The organism is Pseudomonas sp. RG1, assembly GCF_025910115.1.
In the GTDB taxonomy this organism is placed as follows: Bacteria; Pseudomonadota; Gammaproteobacteria; order Pseudomonadales; family Pseudomonadaceae; genus Aquipseudomonas; species Aquipseudomonas atacamensis.
The window spans coordinates 1-18006 of record NZ_JAPCIK010000018.1; the positions used below are offsets into that span (position 1 = coordinate 1).

Genomic DNA, 18006 nt, shown 5'->3' on the forward strand with positions numbered 1-18006 from the left:
TCGCGAAGGCGCCGTGTCAGTCAATAAATTTCTGACAGGTATACCGCCTTCGCGAGCAGGCTCGCTCCCACAGGGGATATTGGTGCGTCAGGGCCGACGGATGAATGACCGGATTTTTAGGAAAAGTCCTACAGAGCTATCCCCGACGCTTGCGTAGTCTTGCCCTCCCCAAACCTCACCGGAAGAATGACCATGAGCAACAAAGCGTTGCGCATCCTGATCGCCGACCCGCAGCATTTTCATCGCATGAAAATCGAGCGCCTGTTCAATGCGCTCGGCTACTACCGCGTCGCCCCGGTGCAGACTCTCGGCGAATTGTTGACCTTGGTCGACTATGGCTGCGAGCCGTTCGATGTGCTGGTGATCAATGCCGAACTGGCGGCAGGCTCTCTCGATCTGCTGGGCTTTCTGCTCGATAACCCACAGGTTCGCCATGCTCTGATCTACAACGAACCGTCGGCACCGTTGCAGGCGGCTGCCGGATTTGCTCAGGAAAACGCGCAGATCAGCCCGACGCCATTGCCCAATTCACAGCTCATCGGGCAGGTAATGGCAAGAGCCGAAACTTGCGACGAACCCCAGGCAGCGCCTGACGCCCACGCATCGTTGCGCCATGCCAATGCATAAAAAGACACTCTGCACAACTGTCAGACCTGACAGGTGATTCTCTTGCCCATCCATGTAACAGTGCCGGCGCAGCCACCGACTCCGGGACAGACTGTTGCGGTGTCTTCGATTTTGCAGGAGTCCCAATGAAGTCAGCGCTGATCGTCGATGACCATCCAGTCGTGCGCGCGGCCATTCGGATCGTTCTGCAGGCTCAAGGCTTCACACGGATTCATGAAGCGTCCAATGGCAATGAAGTCGTGCCGTTGATCTGCGCGCATGATCCGCACCTGGTTGTGCTCGATCTGGGGCTGGGATCGATGGACGGTCTGGAAGTGCTGACGCGAATCCAGATCAAGGCGCCAACGGCGCGTTGCCGGGTGCTGGTGTTCAGCATGCATGAGCCCACGCATTACCAGGAGCGCTGTCTGCGCGCCGGCGCACGGGGCTACGTGACCAAGAGCAATCAACTGACTCTGCTGCACGAAGCCATCAAGGCATTGATGTCCGGCCACACTTATTTCTCCGCATTGCCCAATACCAGCGGTCTGTACAACGCCGTGCAACGCACGGAAAAGGAGCTGATCGCGCAGCTGTCCGATCGAGAGTTATGCATTTTCGTGAATCTGGCGCTGGGCAAACCGAACAAGGCCATCGCTTTGGAAATGCACCTGAGTCACAAAACCGTCAGCACCTACAAGACCCGCATGATGGCGAAACTTGGCCTGGGTTCGCTGGTGCTTCTGCGTGAGTTCGCCAAGCGCAATCACTTGATCTGAGTACCCCGACATGATGCAGGGACTGCGGGTTTTATTGCTGTGGCTGGGGCTTGTTGCCTCGGTCGGGGCGAATGACCAGCCGCAGACGCTGGAGGTGCTGGCGCGCCTCGAACCGGGAAGTATCCAGGTGCGCCTCGATGATCGGGAGCGCCAGTGGCTGCGTGAGCATCCAGTCTTGCGCATGGGCATCTCCGGCCCGGATTACCCGCCCTTCGAAATCACCCGCAATCAGCATGAGCTGGAAGGGCTGACGGCGGATTACGCCGATCTGCTGGCGCAACTGCTCGGCATCAGGATCGAAGTGCGGCGTTTCGCCGATCGTCCCGCACTGATGGCCGCACTCAAGCGCGCTGACGTCGAACTCCTGGGCACCTCGAACAGTTTCGAAGCGGCGGATCCGGCCTTTGTTCTGTCGCGGCCGTATGCTGAAGATCAGCCGATGCTGGTCACGCGTCACGACGAGAAACTGCCTGCTGACCTTGCAGGCAAACGCATCGCCATGGTCGAGGATTACCTGCCGCTGACCCATGTTCAGGCGTTCTACCCCGGCGCCCACGTACAGCTTTATGCTTCGGCCATGGATGCACTCGGCGCGGTCGCCTTCGGTGCCGACGATGTGTACCTGGGCGACTTCATCAGCGCCAACTATCTGATCAACACCAATTATCGCAACGACCTGCAATTGGCCGGGCCGTCGGGCCTTGATGCCAATCCGTTCGCCTTTGCGTTGTTGCGCAGCGATGTGGTGCTCAAACGCATCGTCGACAAGGCCTTGCTGGCCGTGCCCATGGAGCGTCGCCATCTGATCGAACAGCGCTGGAGCGTCGGCCTCGCCGAGATGGCCGAACAGTCGCGGGTACAGCTCAGCGCCGCCGAGCAGCAGTGGCTGGATCAGCACCCGGTGGTGCGGGTCGGCGCTGTCGAAGACTTCGCGCCGTTGGCGTTTTTCGATGCTGACGGACGCTTCAACGGCCTGGCAGCGCAGTTGCTGAGCCTGATTGCACAGCGCAGCGGGCTGAATTTCGAGATCGTGCGTGGCACCTCGCTGAACGACCAGTTCGAACAACTTCAGGCCGGCGCACTCGATATTTTGCCCGTGGTGACGCCGAGCACCGAGCGGGAAGCGCAGCTGCAATTCACCCGCGCCTATCTGAACAATCCGTTCGTGCTAGTCAGCGCAGCGAACGGACCACATCCATTGCCGCTCGACGAACTGGCGGGCAAACGCCTGGCGATCTATCGCGGCCACCCGTTGCGCGAATACCTCTTGCAACGGGTTCCCGGCCTGCGTCTGGTCGAAGTCAAAAGCCCCGCCGAAGGCATGGCGCTGATTGCCCGTGGACAGGTCGACGTGACGGTAAGCTCGTTGCTGGTGGCGCGTTTTCTGATTGCCCGCCAATACCGCGACCGCCTGCGTATTACCGGCACCGTAGGCGATCAGCCGGCGCGCATCGCTTTGGCCACGGCGCCGCAGTCGGCGCTGCTGCACTCGATCCTGAACAAGGCGTTGCTGAGCATCGCGCCGCAGCAAATGGATGAACTGGTCGAGCGCTGGAGCCACGATGTGGTGGTGGAGGACAGCTATTGGTCGCGCCATCGCCGCGAGATTCTGCTTGGTTTTGCCGGCGCCGCAGGCTTGCTGCTGCTGGCCCTGATCTGGATCGGCTGGCAGCGTCGGCAGATCCATCAGCGCCAGCAATGGTTGTTGCAACTGCAACAGGCCAAGGACGCAGCGGATGAGGCCAATCGGGCCAAAAGCACTTTCCTGGCGACCATGAGCCACGAGATTCGCACACCGATGAACGCCTTGATCGGCATGCTCGAACTGGCGCTCAAGCGCGCAGAGGAGGGCGTGACTGATCGACTGGCAATTCAGGTGGCGTCGAATGCCGGCCAGCAATTATTGGCGTTGATTGGCGACATTCTCGACATCGCCCGTATCGAGTCGGGGCATTTGTCCCTCTCGCCCGAGCGGGCCAACCTGCGCGAGACGGTGTTATCGGTGTGTCGGGTTTTCGAAGGGCTGGCGCGGCAGAAACGGCTCTTGTGGCGCATCGAACTTGATCCGCGCGCCGACGTGGATGTGCTGATTGATCCGACGCGCTTCAAACAGGTGCTGTCGAACCTGTTGAGCAATGCGATCAAATTCACACAGTCAGGTGACGTCTGCCTGCGACTGCAGATCGTTGCGATATCGCACGAGCAAGTGAGTGTGCAAGTGCTGATCGAAGACAGCGGCATCGGTATAAGTGCTGAAGATCAAAAGCGCCTGTTCAGCCCGTTCGTTCAAGCGAGCAATAGCCTTCAAGCGGCGCGCAGCGGTTCCGGCCTGGGGCTGGTGATCAGCCGTAACCTCTGCGAAATGATGGGCGGCACGCTGGGTCTCGATAGTGATCTCGGGCAAGGCACGCGAGTGGAAATGAATCTGTCCTTGCCGCTGTTGACAGCTGTGACGACCACACTGGCAACGCCCGAGGCGGCAGCCGCTACCTGTGTATTAAGCGTGTTGGTGGTGGACGATCACCCGGTCAACCGCTTGCTGATGTGCTGGCAATTGAGCGAACTGGGGCATCGCACGGTAGATGTGGGCGATGGCGAACAGGGGCTGGACCGCTGGCGAACCCAGGCCTTCGATGTGGTGATTACCGACTGCAACATGCCGCGACGCAATGGCTATGAGCTGGCGCGCACCATTCGCGATGAAGAGGCCGCCAGCAGCCGCAGGCCCTGTCTTATCCTCGGTTTTACGGCCAATGCGCAGGTCGAAGAGCGCCTGCGTTGTCTGGACGCTGGCATGGACGGCTGCCTGTTCAAACCGATTCGCTTGCATGATCTGGCTGAAGCCCTGAAAGGCGCTCATCGTTGCGAGCGCCACGAAGATGAACCGCCAAGTGCCGAGCCCGTCGAGATTGATCTGAGTGCCCTGGAGCAGATGGCCGGTGCCGATCACTCGTTGATCGAGCGTTTGCGCAAGGAAGTCGGTAATAGCTTGCGCGACGATCTGCAGGCTTTGAATCAGACCCACGTCGGCGACCGCAACGGCCTGCGTGAGCTGGCCCATCGCATCAGGGGCGGTGCGCAAATGGTTGGGGCAGCGCGGGTTGTTGCGGCGTGTGCAGATCTGGACACGGCGTGCCGAGACGGTGAAAACGCGTTTATCGAGCGTGCCATCGACAGGTTGCGCGAAGCCATGCACGGCCTCGCACGGTGCCTCTGAACCATTGCAGACTCCTGTGGAAGCGAGCCTGCTCGCGAAATGCGCGCCGCTGACTCAATTGTTCTGCATATGGAACACTCAAGCCGATTTCTACCCTCTAGTCGAATATTCGATATGCCCTTACGCTTAATCCAATGCATTTACCCATTGGAGACCCCATGAAAAACATCATCGGCATTTACACCAGCCCGCGCGGCCATTGGGTCGGCGATGGTTTCCCGGTGCGCACGCTGTTTTCCTACGACCACCTGGGCAAGCACATCAGCCCGTTTCTGCTGCTCGATCACGCCGGTCCCGCCGAATTCACCCCGACCACTGAACAGCGTGGCGTCGGCCAGCACCCGCACCGTGGTTTCGAAACCGTGACCATCGTTTACGACGGCGAAGTGCAACACCGCGATTCCACCGGCAGCGGCGGCACCATCGGCCCGGGCGACGTGCAGTGGATGACCGCAGCGTCCGGCATCCTCCATGAAGAGTTTCATTCGGAGAATTTCGCCAGAACCGGCGGCAAGCTGGAAATGGTCCAGCTGTGGGTCAACCTGCCGGCCAAGGACAAAATGGCCGCGCCGGGTTACCAGACCATTCTCGACCGCGACATTCCGAGCATCGCGCTCAAGGACCACGCCGGCAGACTGCGTCTGATCGCCGGCGAATTCGATGGGCACACCGGACCGTCACGGACTTTCACGCCAATCGACGTGTGGGATCTGCGCCTCAATGCCGGCAAGCTGCTCACCCTTGATCTGCACGAAGGACGTAATACCGCGCTGGTGGTGTTGAAGGGTTCGGTGCAGGTCAACGGCGCGGAATCGGTTGGGGTAGGGCAGTTGGCGCTGTTCGAACGCGACGGTGATCGACTCACCCTCCAGGCCAGCGAAGACGCGGTGGTATTGCTGCTCAGCGGCGAGCCGATCGACGAACCGATCGTTGGCCACGGCCCGTTCGTGATGAACACCGAGCAGGAAATCCACCAGGCCTTTGCCGACTTCCAGTCCGGGCGCTTTGGCCAGATGCACGCCTGACACCGGGCTTTACGGCTAACCGAAACTACCTGTGGGAGCGAGCCTGTTCGCGAATGCTCTGTTTCAGTCCAAGAGGTAGTGACTGACATGACGCCTTCGCGAGGAGGTTGTTCAGCGTCTGATCGTTCCCACGCTCTGCGTGGGAATGCAGCCGGGGACGCTCCGCGTCCCACAGCCTCAAGATCGCAGCCTTCGTCAGCTCCTTCAGGGTTTTGCAGTGTTTGTAAGCCGGTGCTCCTCCACCGAAATCAATTGCTCCTACACTGTGCCAATCTGTGCGATCTTCTCGCGATTGGCATTTGTCGGAGTTGTTTGATGCTGTCTCTGCTGACCGAACACCCGTTGTTTAGCGCGTTGATCCTGATCCTGCTCGATCTTGGCCTGTGGCGGCTGATCAGCTCTCGCGGCAGTGAATGGAAGCTGCTGGTGCGGGTGCTGATTTTCGCCCTGTTCAGCATTGTGCTGTTCAACGAAGGCCTCAACCCGATGGAGCCGGCGCCGTGGGCCGACAACGTGCCGCTGCATCTGGCGGCGACCGGGTTGCAGATCGGTTGGTGGCTGTTTGGTGCGCGGACCCTGACGGTGCTGATCGGCGCGGTGATGATGCAGCGGGTCGGCCATACCGGCCGGCTGTTGCAGGACTTGCTCGGCGCGGTGATTTTCCTCATCGCCATCATTGCGGCGCTGGCGTACGTGCTCGATCTGCCAGTCAAAGGCGTGCTGGCGACGTCCGGCGCGTTGGCGATCATTGTCGGCCTGGCCTTGCAGAGCACCTTGAGCGACGTGTTCTCCGGCATCGTCCTCAATACCACCAAGCCCTATCAACTCGATGACTGGATCTCCATCGACGGCACCGAGGGCCGCGTCACCGACATCGACTGGCGCGCCACGCGTCTGCAAACCAGTCAGGGCAGCATGGCCGTGATTCCCAACTCGCTGGCGGCGAAAGCCAAAATCATCAACTTCAGCCGACCGAGCAATATGTTCGGCGTTTCCGTCAGCGTGCCCGTCAGCCCCCATGCCCGACCCAGTTCGGTAATCGAGGCGTTGGAGCGGGCAATGCAAGGCTGCCGGCAATTGCTCGACATACCGGCGCCGAGCGTGTCGTTGAAGAGTTCTGCCAGCGGCGGCGCGGAATACGAAATCAGCGGGTTTGTCGCCTCGATGGGCGAGAAGCGCGTGGTGCGCAATCAGTTGTTCGATCTCGCGTACCGGCATTTGCAGGCCTCCGGGGTCAACCTGCTGTCGAGCAACGAGACCAGCGCCGCACCGCAGTTGTCGCGGCCACGGGCGCTGCTGGAAAGCTCACCGATCTTCTCGACTCTGCGTGAAGAAGAAAAAGACACCTTCAGCCAGAACATGACTCTGCAAACTTTCCGCGTCGGCGAAACGATTCTCGCGGGCGGGGAGGTCAGCGATCATTTGTTCATCATTGAATCCGGCGTGGTATCGGTGACGCTCAAGCGCCATGGTGCGCCACTGGAATCCGGGCGCATGGGGCCGGGCGAGGTGATCGGCGAGGCCGGGATTCTTTCCGACACCGCGCTGCCGGCGGATTTTTCCGCGAAGACTTTCTGCGCCCTGTATCGCATCGAGAAGTCCTACCTGAAACCGTGCCTGGACGCGCGCCATGACATCCACGATGCCATGCAGGCATTGCTCGATTTCCGTCTGCACAAGGCGCAGTCGCTGACCGAGGAAACGCCTGTGGTCGCGCCGAAAAGAGGCTTTCTGCAATGGCTGCGTAAACGAGTCTGAGCTGTCGCTTTGTGATTCGATGCAACCTGCGCGGCGTTCTCAGGGTCACAATTTGCAATCCCACCGGGCAGGAGTTGCAGACGATGAAAAACCTGCGAATCGCCACCTTCAACGTCAACGGCATGCGCGCGCGGCTGCCGAATCTGCTGGAATGGCTCAAGCGCGAGCAACCGGACATCGTCTGCCTGCAAGAGCTCAAATCAGTGGACAGCGCATTTCCCGCCGCCGAACTGGAGGCCGCCGGTTACGGCGCGATCTGGCAGGGCCAGGCGTCATGGAATGGCGTGGCGATTCTGGCGCGTGATGCGCAGCCGTTGGAGAGTCGACGCGGTTTGCCCGGCGATCCCGATGACACCCACAGCCGTTATATCGAAGCGGCGGTGCACGGTGTGCTGGTCGGTTGCCTGTATCTGCCCAACGGCAACCCGCAGCCGGGGCCGAAATTCGATTACAAACTGGCCTGGTTCGAGCGTCTGATCAATTACGCCAAAGACCTGCAAAGCAGCGATCACCCGGTGGTCCTGGCCGGTGACTTCAATGTCGTGCCCACTGACATGGACATCTACAACACCCGTTCCTGGCTCAAGGACGCCTTGTTGCAACCTGAAAGCCGCGAGTGCTACCAGCGGCTGCTGGACCAGGGCTGGACCGATTCTCTGCGCCACGTGTATCCCGAAGAGCGCCTCTACACCTTCTGGGATTACTTCCGTAACCATTGGCAAACCAATTCCGGCCTGCGCATCGACCACCTGTTGCTCAACCCGGCATTGAGCCCGTATCTGCACGACGCCGGTGTTGACGCCTGGGTGCGCAACGAACCGCACGCCAGCGACCATGCGCCGACATGGATTCGCATCGCTTCGCGGAAAAAGCGCTGAGCGGGCGATTGGCGAAATCAATTGTCGGAAGCCGTGCTTGATCCCGTATACAGGGCAATAACCACGCAGTGTTCTGCGGCCCATGCATAAGGATCGAGCAATGAGTGCGCCACGGCTGACCAATACCAATCTGTACCTGCAACGTCTGGGTTTCGATGCGCCGCCGCCACCGATGCTGGATACGTTGCGCCAGTTGCAGTCGCGCCACACCGCTCAGTTTGTTTTCGAAAATCTGGCGACGATCAGTGCAGAGCCGGTGTTGATCGACTTGGTCTCCATCGAAGACAAGGTGTTGCAGCAGGGGCGGGGCGGCTACTGCTATGAGCTCAATCATTTGTTTTATGCGCTGCTGCTTGAATTGGGCTTCGACGCGCGGGCGATCAGCGGGCGCGTGGTGATGAATCAACCGGAAGGCAGCTGGACGGCGCGAACCCATCGTTTGAGTCTGGTGACCATCGACGGAGTGCGTTACATCACCGATGTCGGCTTCGGCGGCATGGTGCCCACCGCGCCGCTGTTGCTCGACAGCAAAGATGAGCAACCCACCCCGCACGAACCTTACCGCATCGACAAGCAAGCAGATGGCTACCTGCTGCGCGCCAAAGTCGCAGGCGAATGGCGGCCGATGTACCTGTTCGATTTGCAACGCCAGGAAGACATCGATTACACCGTCGGCAACTGGTACGTCTCCACCCATCCCGAGTCACCCTTTTCGCAGCGCCTAATGGTCGCGCGCAGCGGCGCTGGCTGGCGCAAAACCCTGAACAACGGCAGTTTTGCCATTCATTACATGGGTGCGGACAGTGAGCGGCGCGAAGTCGCGGATGTCGACGAGCTGATGGAGTTGCTGCGGCGCGAGTTCGATCTTCAGGTGCCTGATTCACCGCGTGTGCGACAAGCGCTGGCTCGGGTCATCGCGCCAGCCTCCATCTAAGGCTTTACATCAGGCTCCAATACGCGACGGATTTCGCCGATGGCCGCTGAAAGAGCGCGACTGCACCGTCGGTCGCCGTGAACACTTCAGCCTGGTGGGCACTGGCGCGGACGCAGCGGGGATGTGTTGCCGGATTTGTTAGGGCAAGAAGCGCAGGCTAGAAGGTTGGATGGCTACCTAACCATTATGTGACTGACAAGTTGTATACAACTCTATGGACATTTGTCCTGAGTATTGAATACAGTGTGCGCATAACAAAAACCAGGGAACCCCCCACCATGAAAACGCCCCATGTTTCACACCAACGGCCCGAGGACGAAAACCTCGGGGTCGGCGCGAATATGGCTTACGGCCTGCAACATGTTCTGACCATGTACGGCGGTATCGTTGCGGTGCCACTGATCATTGGCCAGGCGGCCGGTCTGTCGCCGGCGGACATTGGTCTGTTGATTGCTGCTTCATTGTTTGCGGGGGGGCTGGCGACGTTGCTGCAAACCCTGGGTCTGCCGTTTTTTGGCTGTCAGCTGCCGCTGGTCCAGGGCGTATCGTTCTCCGGCGTGGCGACCATGGTTGCGATCGTCAGCAGCGGCGGGGAGGGCGGTTTCCAATCGGTGCTGGGTGCGGTGATTGCCGCCTCGTTGATCGGCTTGCTGATCACGCCGGTGTTTTCACGCATCACCAAGTTCTTTCCGCCGCTGGTCACCGGCATTGTGATCACCACCATCGGCCTGACGCTGATGCCGGTGGCCGCACGCTGGGCGATGGGCGGCAACAGCCACGCGCCGGACTTCGGCAGCATGCAGAACATCGGTCTGGCGGCGGTCACGCTGGTGCTGGTGTTGCTGCTGAGCAAGGTTGGCAGCGCGACCATTTCTCGGCTGTCGATTCTGCTGGCCATGGTCATCGGCACGGTGCTGGCGGTGTTCCTTGGCATGGCGGATTTCTCCAGTGTGACCACCGGCCCCATGTTCGGCTTCCCGACACCGTTCCACTTCGGCATGCCGACCTTCCATTTCGCTGCGATCCTGTCGATGTGCATTGTGGTCATGGTGACGCTGGTGGAAACCTCGGCGGACATCCTCGCCGTGGGCGAGATCATTGACACCAAGGTAGATTCCAAACGCTTGGGCAACGGCCTGCGCGCCGACATGCTGTCGAGCATGTTTGCGCCGATCTTCGGATCGTTCACGCAAAGTGCTTTCGCGCAAAACGTCGGTCTGGTGGCGGTGACCGGGATCAAGAGCCGATTCGTGGTGGCCACCGGCGGTCTGTTTCTCGTCGTCCTCGGGCTGCTGCCGTTCATGGGCCGGGTGATTGCTGCCGTGCCGACTTCTGTCCTCGGCGGCGCCGGGATCGTGCTGTTCGGCACCGTGGCGGCGAGTGGCATCCGCACGTTGTCGAAGGTGGACTACCGCAACAACGTCAACCTGATCATCGTTGCCACCTCGATCGGTTTCGGCATGATCCCGATCGCCGCGCCGAACTTCTACGATCATTTCCCGAGCTGGTTCGCGACGATTTTCCATTCGGGCATCAGTTCATCGGCAATCATGGCGATCCTGCTCAACCTGGCGTTCAACCACTTCACGACCGGCAACTCGGATCAACAGTCGGTGTTCGCCGCAGCGGAAGAGCGCACCCTGCGTTATCGCGATCTCGCCGCGCTGCGTGAAGGCGATTACTTCAGCGACGGCAAGCTGCATGACTGCGATGGCAAGGAAGTGCCGGTGATCGAGCCGGATGACCACGACCATGGCCACGGCGCGCCTAAGGTTCAGGTGAAAAGCAGCGAACATGTCTGACCGCTGCGTCTGAAACAGAAAAGGCCGATCTGCCCAAACAGATCGGCCTTTTGGTATTTTTCGTGCGCCCACAAAAAAGCCCCTGAACCTTGCGATTCAGGGGCTTTGCTATTTGGCTCCACAACCTGGACTCGAACCAGGGACCCAGTGATTAACAGTCACTTGCTCTACCAACTGAGCTATTGCGGAATTGGTGCGTATGTTACTGATTCAAAAAGAGAAGTCAAGCATCGCCGGGCAACTTTTGCGATTCGTCGGGACGGACGGCATTTTGTCAGCGATTGGCGGTTACCAGAAAGGCCTCAGAGGTCTACCATGGCAGCCCGGAAGTGGTCACACGCGCTGCCGGCCATTCGCCGCAAAGGTACGCGCCATGATTCAAATCACTCGCAACACCGAGGTGCCTGCATGAGCACTGCACAGATCAGCCTGCCCAAAGGGATCGGCCCGCACGCCGAAAAACTTTTCGATGCAATCACCGGGGCAAGCACCGCCGAAGAATTGAACCGCGCTGGCGGCAAGGCTGAAGGTTTCGTCCTTGGTCTAGAAAGCAGCAAGGCCATCAAGAGCCAGGTCGCCGAATCGCTGTATGTGATTTACGACGATGCCGCCACCCAGCGCTCGGCCGAGCTGGCTTAACTGCCGAAGGTAATCGTGCCGAGCATCAGCTTGGCATAGGCCGCCGTCGCCGCCAGTTGCACCAGCCACAGGGCCAGGCCACCGAGGAATACCCCGGTGGCGACTTGCAGCACCAGGCTCTTTTCACGCTTGGCCGGAGCGCGCGGGATGAAATCATCCAGGTCGTCACGGTCAGCGCGCAGGTTGTCGTTTTTCATGTGGGTTCTCTTCAAAAAATCTCGGGTGTACACAAAACCGGTAGGAGCTGCGGAACGCTGCGATCTTTTGATCTTGATCTTAGAAACAAGATCAAAAGATCGCAGCCTTGTTGCACTCGTCAGCTCCTGCACTTTGAATTGTGTGCAGTCTAGAGGTTGCGAGGCGTTTCCAGAGACAAATAAAAAACGGGAAGCCCAAAAGGCTTCCCGTTTTTCATCACTGGCCGAAATCAGATGACCTGAACGATCGCGTCCGTCACAGCCTTGATGTTGCTCTGGTTCAGCGCGGCCACGCAGATGCGGCCGGTGTCCAGGGCGTAGATGCCGAACTCGTTACGCAGGCGATGCACTTGTTCAGTGGTCAGGCCGGAGTAGGAGAACATGCCGCGCTGACGACCGACGAAGCTGAAATCGCGGCCCGGCGCTTTTTCCGCCAGCAGGGCAACCATCTGCTCGCGCATGCCGCGGATGCGCAGGCGCATCTCGGCCAGCTCGGCTTCCCACTGCGCGCGCAGTTCCGGGCTGTTCAGCACCGCAGCAACGATGCTGGCGCCGTGGGTCGGCGGGTTGGAGTAGTTGGTGCGGATCACGCGCTTGACCTGCGACAGCACGCGCGCGCTTTCTTCTTTTGATTCGCTGATGATCGACAGTGCGCCGACGCGTTCGCCGTATAGCGAGAACGATTTGGAGAACGAGCTCGAGACGAAGAAGGTCAGGCCGGATTCGGCGAACAGGCGCACAGCGGCGGCGTCTTCATCGATCCCGTCGCCAAAGCCTTGGTAAGCCATATCAAGGAACGGCACGTGACCTTTGGCCTTGACCACTTCCAGCACGTTGTTCCAGTCCGCCGGGGTCAGGTCGACGCCGGTCGGGTTGTGGCAGCAAGCATGCAGGACAACGATCGAGCCGTTCGGCAGGGCGTTGAGGTCGTCGAGCATGCCGGCACGGTTCACGTCATGGGTGGCAGCGTCGTAGTAACGGTAGTTCTGCACCGGGAAACCAGCGGTTTCGAACAGCGCGCGGTGGTTTTCCCAGCTCGGGTCGCTGATCGCCACGACGGCGTTCGGCAGCAGTTGCTTGAGGAAGTCGGCACCGATTTTCAGTGCGCCGGTTCCGCCGACGGCCTGAGTGGTGATGACGCGACCGGCGCTGATCAGCGGCGAGTCGTTGCCGAACAGCAGTTTCTGCACGGCCTGGTCGTAGGCAGCGATGCCATCGATCGGCAGGTAACCGCGCGAAGCGTGTTGCGCGACGCGAATCGTCTCGGCTTCGATCACCGCGCGCAGCAGTGGAATTCGCCCCTCTTCGTTGCAGTACACGCCCACGCCCAGGTTGACCTTGGTGGTCCGGGTATCGGCGTTGAATGCTTCGTTGAGGCCCAGGATTGGATCGCGGGGTGCCATTTCGACAGCGGAGAACAGGCTCATTATTACGGCGGCTCTGAATGGAGAGTGGAGGGACGTGTCGCGCTCCAGCCGAATGCACTAGAGCGGTGCACAAACGGGGAGCTAGTATAGAGGCCATCACCGCGCAATGGCGACAGGCGAATCGGCTTTTAGGGTAAGTTTTTCCGATTATTTCTTGACCGTTAGTCGATTGACTTTGTCAGACTCTTTACCGGATGTAGGACGTTTGCCTTGAAAGGTCAGGCAATCGCCACCACATTCAGCACAATCCAGGTTTTTTCTTGCGCGACATCGGTCGTTTGCGGTCGTCCTCGTGGTGCTCCGTCTGACGCGGAACGCCGCGATTCCAGAGGTGTGTATGTCGGAATTCCAGCTAGTCACCCGCTTCGAGCCTGCCGGCGATCAGCCGGAAGCCATTCGCCAGTTGGTTGAGGGCATTGACGCCGGGCTGGCGCACCAGACACTGCTCGGTGTGACCGGTTCGGGCAAGACCTTCAGCATCGCCAACGTCATCTCCCAGGTCCAGCGGCCGACGCTCGTACTGGCGCCGAACAAGACCCTGGCCGCGCAGTTGTACGGAGAGTTCAAGGCGTTCTTTCCGAACAACGCCGTGGAATATTTCGTTTCCTACTACGACTACTACCAGCCCGAAGCGTATGTGCCGTCGTCCGACACGTTCATCGAGAAGGACGCCTCGATCAACGACCACATCGAACAGATGCGCCTGTCCGCAACCAAAGCGTTGCTCGAGCGCAAGGACGCGATCATCGTCACCACGGTGTCGTGCATCTATGGTCTGGGCAGTCCGGAAACCTATCTGAAAATGGTCTTGCACGTTGATCGCGGCGACAAGCTTGATCAGCGTGCGCTGCTGCGGCGCCTGGCCGACCTGCAATACACCCGCAACGACATGGATTTCGCTCGGGCGACGTTCCGAGTCCGCGGTGACGTGATCGATATCTTCCCGGCGGAATCCGACCTCGAAGCGATCCGCATCGAGCTGTTCGATGACGAGGTCGAGAGCATTTCTGCCTTCGACCCACTGACCGGCGAAGTCATCCGCAAGATGCCGCGCTTCACTTTCTACCCGAAAAGTCACTACGTGACGCCTCGGGAAACCCTGCTCGACGCCATCGAAGGCATCAAGGTCGAATTGCAGGAGCGCCTCGAATACCTGCGCAGCAACAACAAACTGGTGGAAGCCCAGCGTCTGGAACAGCGCACCCGTTTCGACCTGGAGATGATCCTCGAACTGGGCTATTGCAACGGCATCGAAAACTACTCGCGCTACCTGTCCGGGCGTCCGGCCGGCGCGGCGCCACCCACCCTTTACGACTATCTGCCGGCCGACGCCTTGCTGGTGATCGACGAATCCCACGTCAGCGTGCCGCAGGTCGGCGCGATGTATAAGGGCGACCGCTCGCGCAAGGAAACCCTCGTTGAGTACGGCTTCCGCTTGCCTTCGGCGCTGGACAACCGGCCCATGCGTTTCGACGAGTGGGAAGGGGTCAGCCCGCAGACCATTTTCGTCTCGGCAACGCCCGGCAACTACGAAGCCGAGCACGCCGGGCGCGTGGTTGAGCAGGTGGTGCGGCCGACTGGCCTGGTCGACCCGCAGGTTGAGGTGCGGCCGGCGCTGACCCAGGTCGATGACTTGCTCTCGGAAATCACCAAGCGTGTGGCGATCGAAGAACGTGTGCTGGTCACCACGCTGACCAAGCGCATGGCCGAAGACCTGACCGATTACCTCGCCGACCACGGCGTGCGCGTGCGCTATCTGCACTCGGACATCGACACCGTCGAGCGCGTCGAGATCATCCGCGATTTGCGCCTCGGCGTGTTCGATGTGCTGGTCGGGATCAACCTGCTGCGTGAAGGCCTCGACATGCCGGAAGTGTCGCTGGTGGCGATTCTCGATGCCGACAAGGAAGGCTTCCTGCGTTCCGAGCGCTCGCTGATCCAGACCATCGGTCGCGCGGCGCGTAACCTCAATGGCCGGGCGATTCTCTACGCTGATCGCATGACCGGTTCGATGGAGCGCGCGATTGGTGAGACCGAGCGCCGTCGCGAGAAGCAGATTGCTTTCAACCTTGAGAACGGCATCACCCCGAAAGGTGTGATCAAGGACGTCGCCGACATCATGGAAGGCGCCACCGTGCCGGGTTCGCGCAGCAAGAAGCGCAAAGGCATGGCCAAGGCCGCCGAAGAGAACGCCAAGTACGAAGCCGAGTTGCGCTCGCCAAGCGAAATCACCAAACGCATCCGCGCGCTGGAAGAGAAGATGTACCAACTGGCGCGGGATCTGGAGTTTGAAGCGGCGGCGCAGATGCGTGACGAGATTGCCAAACTGCGCGAACGATTGCTTACGGTATAAGGGATCGTTCCCACGCAGAGCGTGGGAACGATCATTGGGTATCCCTGTGGGAGCGAGCCTGCTCGCGAATGGCCTTCACACCATCTGAAGGGCTTAGGGCATCTGGCTTAAATACCCTGCCCGCTGGAGCGGGGCGGGTGTCGCCTGTTACCATTCGCCGCTTGATTGTTCTGCTCTTCATTTTTTCGAGACAAGCCATGACCACCGTCCGCACTCGCATCGCGCCATCGCCTACCGGGGACCCCCACGTAGGTACCGCTTACATCGCATTGTTCAACTACTGCTTTGCCAAGCAGCACGGCGGTGAGTTCATCCTGCGCATTGAAGACACCGATCAGTTGCGTTCGACCCGCGAGTCCGAACAGCAGATCTTCGACGCCCTACGCTGGCTCGGTATCGACTGGAGCGAAGGCCCGGATGTCGGCGGCCCGCACGGCCCTTATCGGCAGAGCGAGCGCGGCGATATCTACCAGAAGTACTGCCAGCAACTGGTCGACATGGGCCATGCGTTCCCGTGCTTCTGCACCGCTGAAGAACTCGATCAGATGCGCGCCGAGCAAATGGCTCGCGGCGAAACTCCGCGCTACGACGGCCGCGCACTGCTGCTGTCGAAGGAAGAAGTCGCGGCGCGCCTGGCCGCTGGCGAACCGCACGTGATCCGCATGAAAGTGCCGAGCGAAGGCGTCTGCGTGGTGCCGGACATGCTGCGTGGCGACGTCGAGATCCCGTGGGATCGCATGGACATGCAAGTGCTGATGAAGACCGACGGCCTGCCGACGTACTTCCTCGCCAACGTCGTCGACGATCACCTGATGGGCATCACCCACGTGCTGCGTGGCGAAGAGTGGCTGCCATCGGCACCGAAACTGATTTTGCTGTACGAATACTTCGGCTGGGAACAACCAGAGCTGTGCTACATGCCGCTGCTGCGCAACCCGGACAAGAGCAAGCTGTCCAAGCGCAAGAACCCGACCTCGGTGACGTTCTACGAGCGCATGGGCTTCATGCCGGAAGCGATGCTCAACTACCTCGGGCGCATGGGCTGGTCGATGCCGGACGAGCGCGAGAAGTTCTCGCTGCAGGAAATGGTCGACAACTTCGACCTCAAGCGAGTGTCCCTCGGCGGGCCGATCTTCGACATCGAGAAGCTGTCGTGGCTCAACGGCCAGTGGCTACGCGATCTGCCGGTGGAAGAGTTTGCCGCCCGCGTGCAGAAGTGGGCGTTCAATTCCGAATACATGATGAAGATCGCGCCGCACGTGCAGGGCCGGGTTGAAACGTTCAGCCAGGTTGCACCGCTGGCGGGGTTCTTCTTTGCCGGCGGCGTGAATCCGGATGCCAAGCTGTTCGAGTCGAAAAAGCTCTCCGGCGATCAGGTTCGCCAGTTGATGCAGTTGATCCTGTGGAAACTGGAAAGTCTGCGGCAGTGGGAGAAGGACAGCATCACCGCGACGATTCAGGCGGTGGTCGAATCCCTCGAGCTGAAACTGCGCGATGCGATGCCGCTGATGTTTGCTGCGATCACCGGGCAGGCGAGTTCGGTGTCGGTGCTCGATGCGATGGAAATCCTCGGCCCGGATCTCACCCGTTTCCGCTTGCGCCAGGCGATTGACCTGCTGGGCGGCGTGTCGAAGAAAGAAAACAAGGAGTGGGAAAAGCTCTTGGGCGCGATTGCCTGATTGCTTTTGCTTCTCTGCAGGACTGCCGAAGGCTGCGATCTTTTGATCCTGCCTTCGGCGTTTCTCCCGAATTTACGGGGGAGGGCGGTAAGTGATTGTTATCCCGGCAAAAAATTTTGAAATTTTTCAAAAATAAGTTTGACAGGCTTTCGATACGCCCTTAAGATTCGCCCCGTCCTCAGCGATGAGGGGCTATAGCTCAGCTGGGAGAGCGCTTGCATGGCATGCAAGAGGTCGACGGTTCGATCCCGTCTAGCTCCACCAATTTACACTTCGAGGTCTGGCCACGCCGGCCTTGAAGCGATCAACACTCAGCGTTGATCCGTTGTATAGAAGGGTTTGCGTCCCCTTCGTCTAGTGGCCTAGGACACCGCCCTTTCACGGCGGTAACAGGGGTTCGAGTCCCCTAGGGGACGCCAGTTTTACAGAAGTGATGTTGCAAGAGATCACTCCGCCGCGAGGCGAAAAATCCGGGGCTATAGCTCAGCTGGGAGAGCGCCTGCATGGCATGCAGGAGGTCAGCGGTTCGATCCCGCTTAGCTCCACCAATTTTACAGTTCAAGGTCTGGCCACACCGGCCTTGAATCGATCAGCTCTCAGCACTGATCAGTTGTATAGAAGGGTTTGTGTCCCCTTCGTCTAGTGGCCTAGGACACCGCCCTTTCACGGCGGTAACAGGGGTTCGAGTCCCCTAGGGGACGCCACGATTACC

Annotated in this window: 13 protein-coding genes and 5 tRNA genes; 15 read left to right on the forward strand and 3 right to left on the reverse strand. The window is 59.9% G+C overall.

Annotated elements, in window-relative coordinates; genetic code table 11:
* Window positions 1–192: 192 nt before the first annotated feature.
* The 8 genes from OK411_RS10515 to OK411_RS10550 all read left to right on the forward strand — a co-directional run bounded on the left by OK411_RS10515 (window position 193) and on the right by OK411_RS10550 (window position 10999).
* Window positions 193–627: a chemotaxis protein CheY gene (locus tag OK411_RS10515; protein WP_160769547.1), complete on the forward strand. Its 435-nt coding sequence runs from the start codon at window positions 193–195 to the stop codon at window positions 625–627.
* A gap of 125 nt (window positions 628–752) precedes the next feature.
* A complete protein-coding gene (locus OK411_RS10520; protein WP_024012369.1) occupies window positions 753–1385 on the forward strand; it encodes a response regulator transcription factor in 633 nt (210 codons plus the stop codon).
* A 13-nt stretch (window positions 1386–1398) separates the two neighbouring features.
* Window positions 1399–4602 (forward strand): transporter substrate-binding domain-containing protein, encoded by a 3204-nt coding sequence (locus tag OK411_RS10525; RefSeq protein ID WP_413694508.1) that lies wholly within the window; start codon window positions 1399–1401, stop codon window positions 4600–4602.
* A gap of 158 nt (window positions 4603–4760) precedes the next feature.
* On the forward strand, window positions 4761–5627 hold the full coding sequence (locus OK411_RS10530) for a pirin family protein (protein WP_024012371.1): 867 nt from the start codon (window positions 4761–4763) through the stop codon (window positions 5625–5627).
* A 315-nt stretch (window positions 5628–5942) separates the two neighbouring features.
* Window positions 5943–7385 (forward strand): mechanosensitive ion channel family protein, encoded by a 1443-nt coding sequence (locus tag OK411_RS10535; RefSeq protein ID WP_264364846.1) that lies wholly within the window; start codon window positions 5943–5945, stop codon window positions 7383–7385.
* Between the two features lie 83 nt (window positions 7386–7468).
* Window positions 7469–8263, forward strand: a complete 795-nt coding sequence (gene xth, locus OK411_RS10540; protein ID WP_122700508.1) for an exodeoxyribonuclease III — start codon at window positions 7469–7471, stop codon at window positions 8261–8263.
* 100 nt (window positions 8264–8363) lie between these two features.
* Window positions 8364–9197: an arylamine N-acetyltransferase family protein gene (locus tag OK411_RS10545; RefSeq protein WP_264364847.1), complete on the forward strand. Its 834-nt coding sequence runs from the start codon at window positions 8364–8366 to the stop codon at window positions 9195–9197.
* Window positions 9198–9475: 278 nt separating this feature from the next.
* Window positions 9476–10999: a nucleobase:cation symporter-2 family protein gene (locus OK411_RS10550; protein WP_024012376.1), complete on the forward strand. Its 1524-nt coding sequence runs from the start codon at window positions 9476–9478 to the stop codon at window positions 10997–10999.
* A gap of 113 nt (window positions 11000–11112) precedes the next feature.
* Here OK411_RS10550 and OK411_RS10555 read toward each other — a convergent pair.
* Window positions 11113–11188 (reverse strand) — tRNA-Asn (locus tag OK411_RS10555).
* 219 nt (window positions 11189–11407) lie between these two features.
* On the opposite strand from OK411_RS10555, the gene OK411_RS10560 reads away from it, so the two are divergent.
* Window positions 11408–11638, forward strand: a complete 231-nt coding sequence (locus tag OK411_RS10560) for a hypothetical protein (protein ID WP_024012377.1) — start codon at window positions 11408–11410, stop codon at window positions 11636–11638.
* Here the strand turns inward: OK411_RS10560 and OK411_RS10565 are convergent.
* On the reverse strand, window positions 11635–11835 hold the full coding sequence (locus OK411_RS10565) for a hypothetical protein (RefSeq protein WP_016773917.1): 201 nt from the start codon (window positions 11833–11835) through the stop codon (window positions 11635–11637). The two genes, OK411_RS10560 and OK411_RS10565, sit on opposite strands and share 4 nt — an antisense overlap.
* A 230-nt stretch (window positions 11836–12065) precedes the next feature.
* Window positions 12066–13262 carry an amino acid aminotransferase gene (locus tag OK411_RS10570; RefSeq protein WP_264364848.1) on the reverse strand — a complete coding sequence of 399 codons (1197 nt, stop codon included), beginning with the start codon at window positions 13260–13262 and terminating at the stop codon, window positions 12066–12068.
* A 337-nt stretch (window positions 13263–13599) separates the two neighbouring features.
* Between OK411_RS10570 and uvrB the strand changes: the two genes are divergently transcribed.
* From uvrB to OK411_RS10600, 6 genes are all read left to right on the forward strand, one after another.
* Complete coding sequence (gene uvrB / locus OK411_RS10575; RefSeq protein ID WP_024012378.1) at window positions 13600–15615, forward strand: excinuclease ABC subunit UvrB; 2016 nt, start codon at window positions 13600–13602, stop codon at window positions 15613–15615.
* 197 nt (window positions 15616–15812) lie between these two features.
* The gene (gene gltX, locus OK411_RS10580) at window positions 15813–17294 is read left to right on the forward strand and encodes a glutamate--tRNA ligase (RefSeq protein ID WP_016773920.1); all 1482 of its coding nucleotides are present in this window, start codon (window positions 15813–15815) and stop codon (window positions 17292–17294) included.
* Window positions 17295–17482: 188 nt separating this feature from the next.
* A tRNA-Ala gene (locus OK411_RS10585) sits at window positions 17483–17558 on the forward strand.
* Window positions 17559–17637: 79 nt separating this feature from the next.
* Window positions 17638–17713, forward strand: a tRNA-Glu gene (locus OK411_RS10590).
* Window positions 17714–17766: 53 nt separating this feature from the next.
* A tRNA-Ala gene (locus tag OK411_RS10595) sits at window positions 17767–17842 on the forward strand.
* A gap of 80 nt (window positions 17843–17922) precedes the next feature.
* Window positions 17923–17998 (forward strand) — tRNA-Glu (locus OK411_RS10600).
* The last annotated feature ends 8 nt before the right edge of the window (window positions 17999–18006 follow it).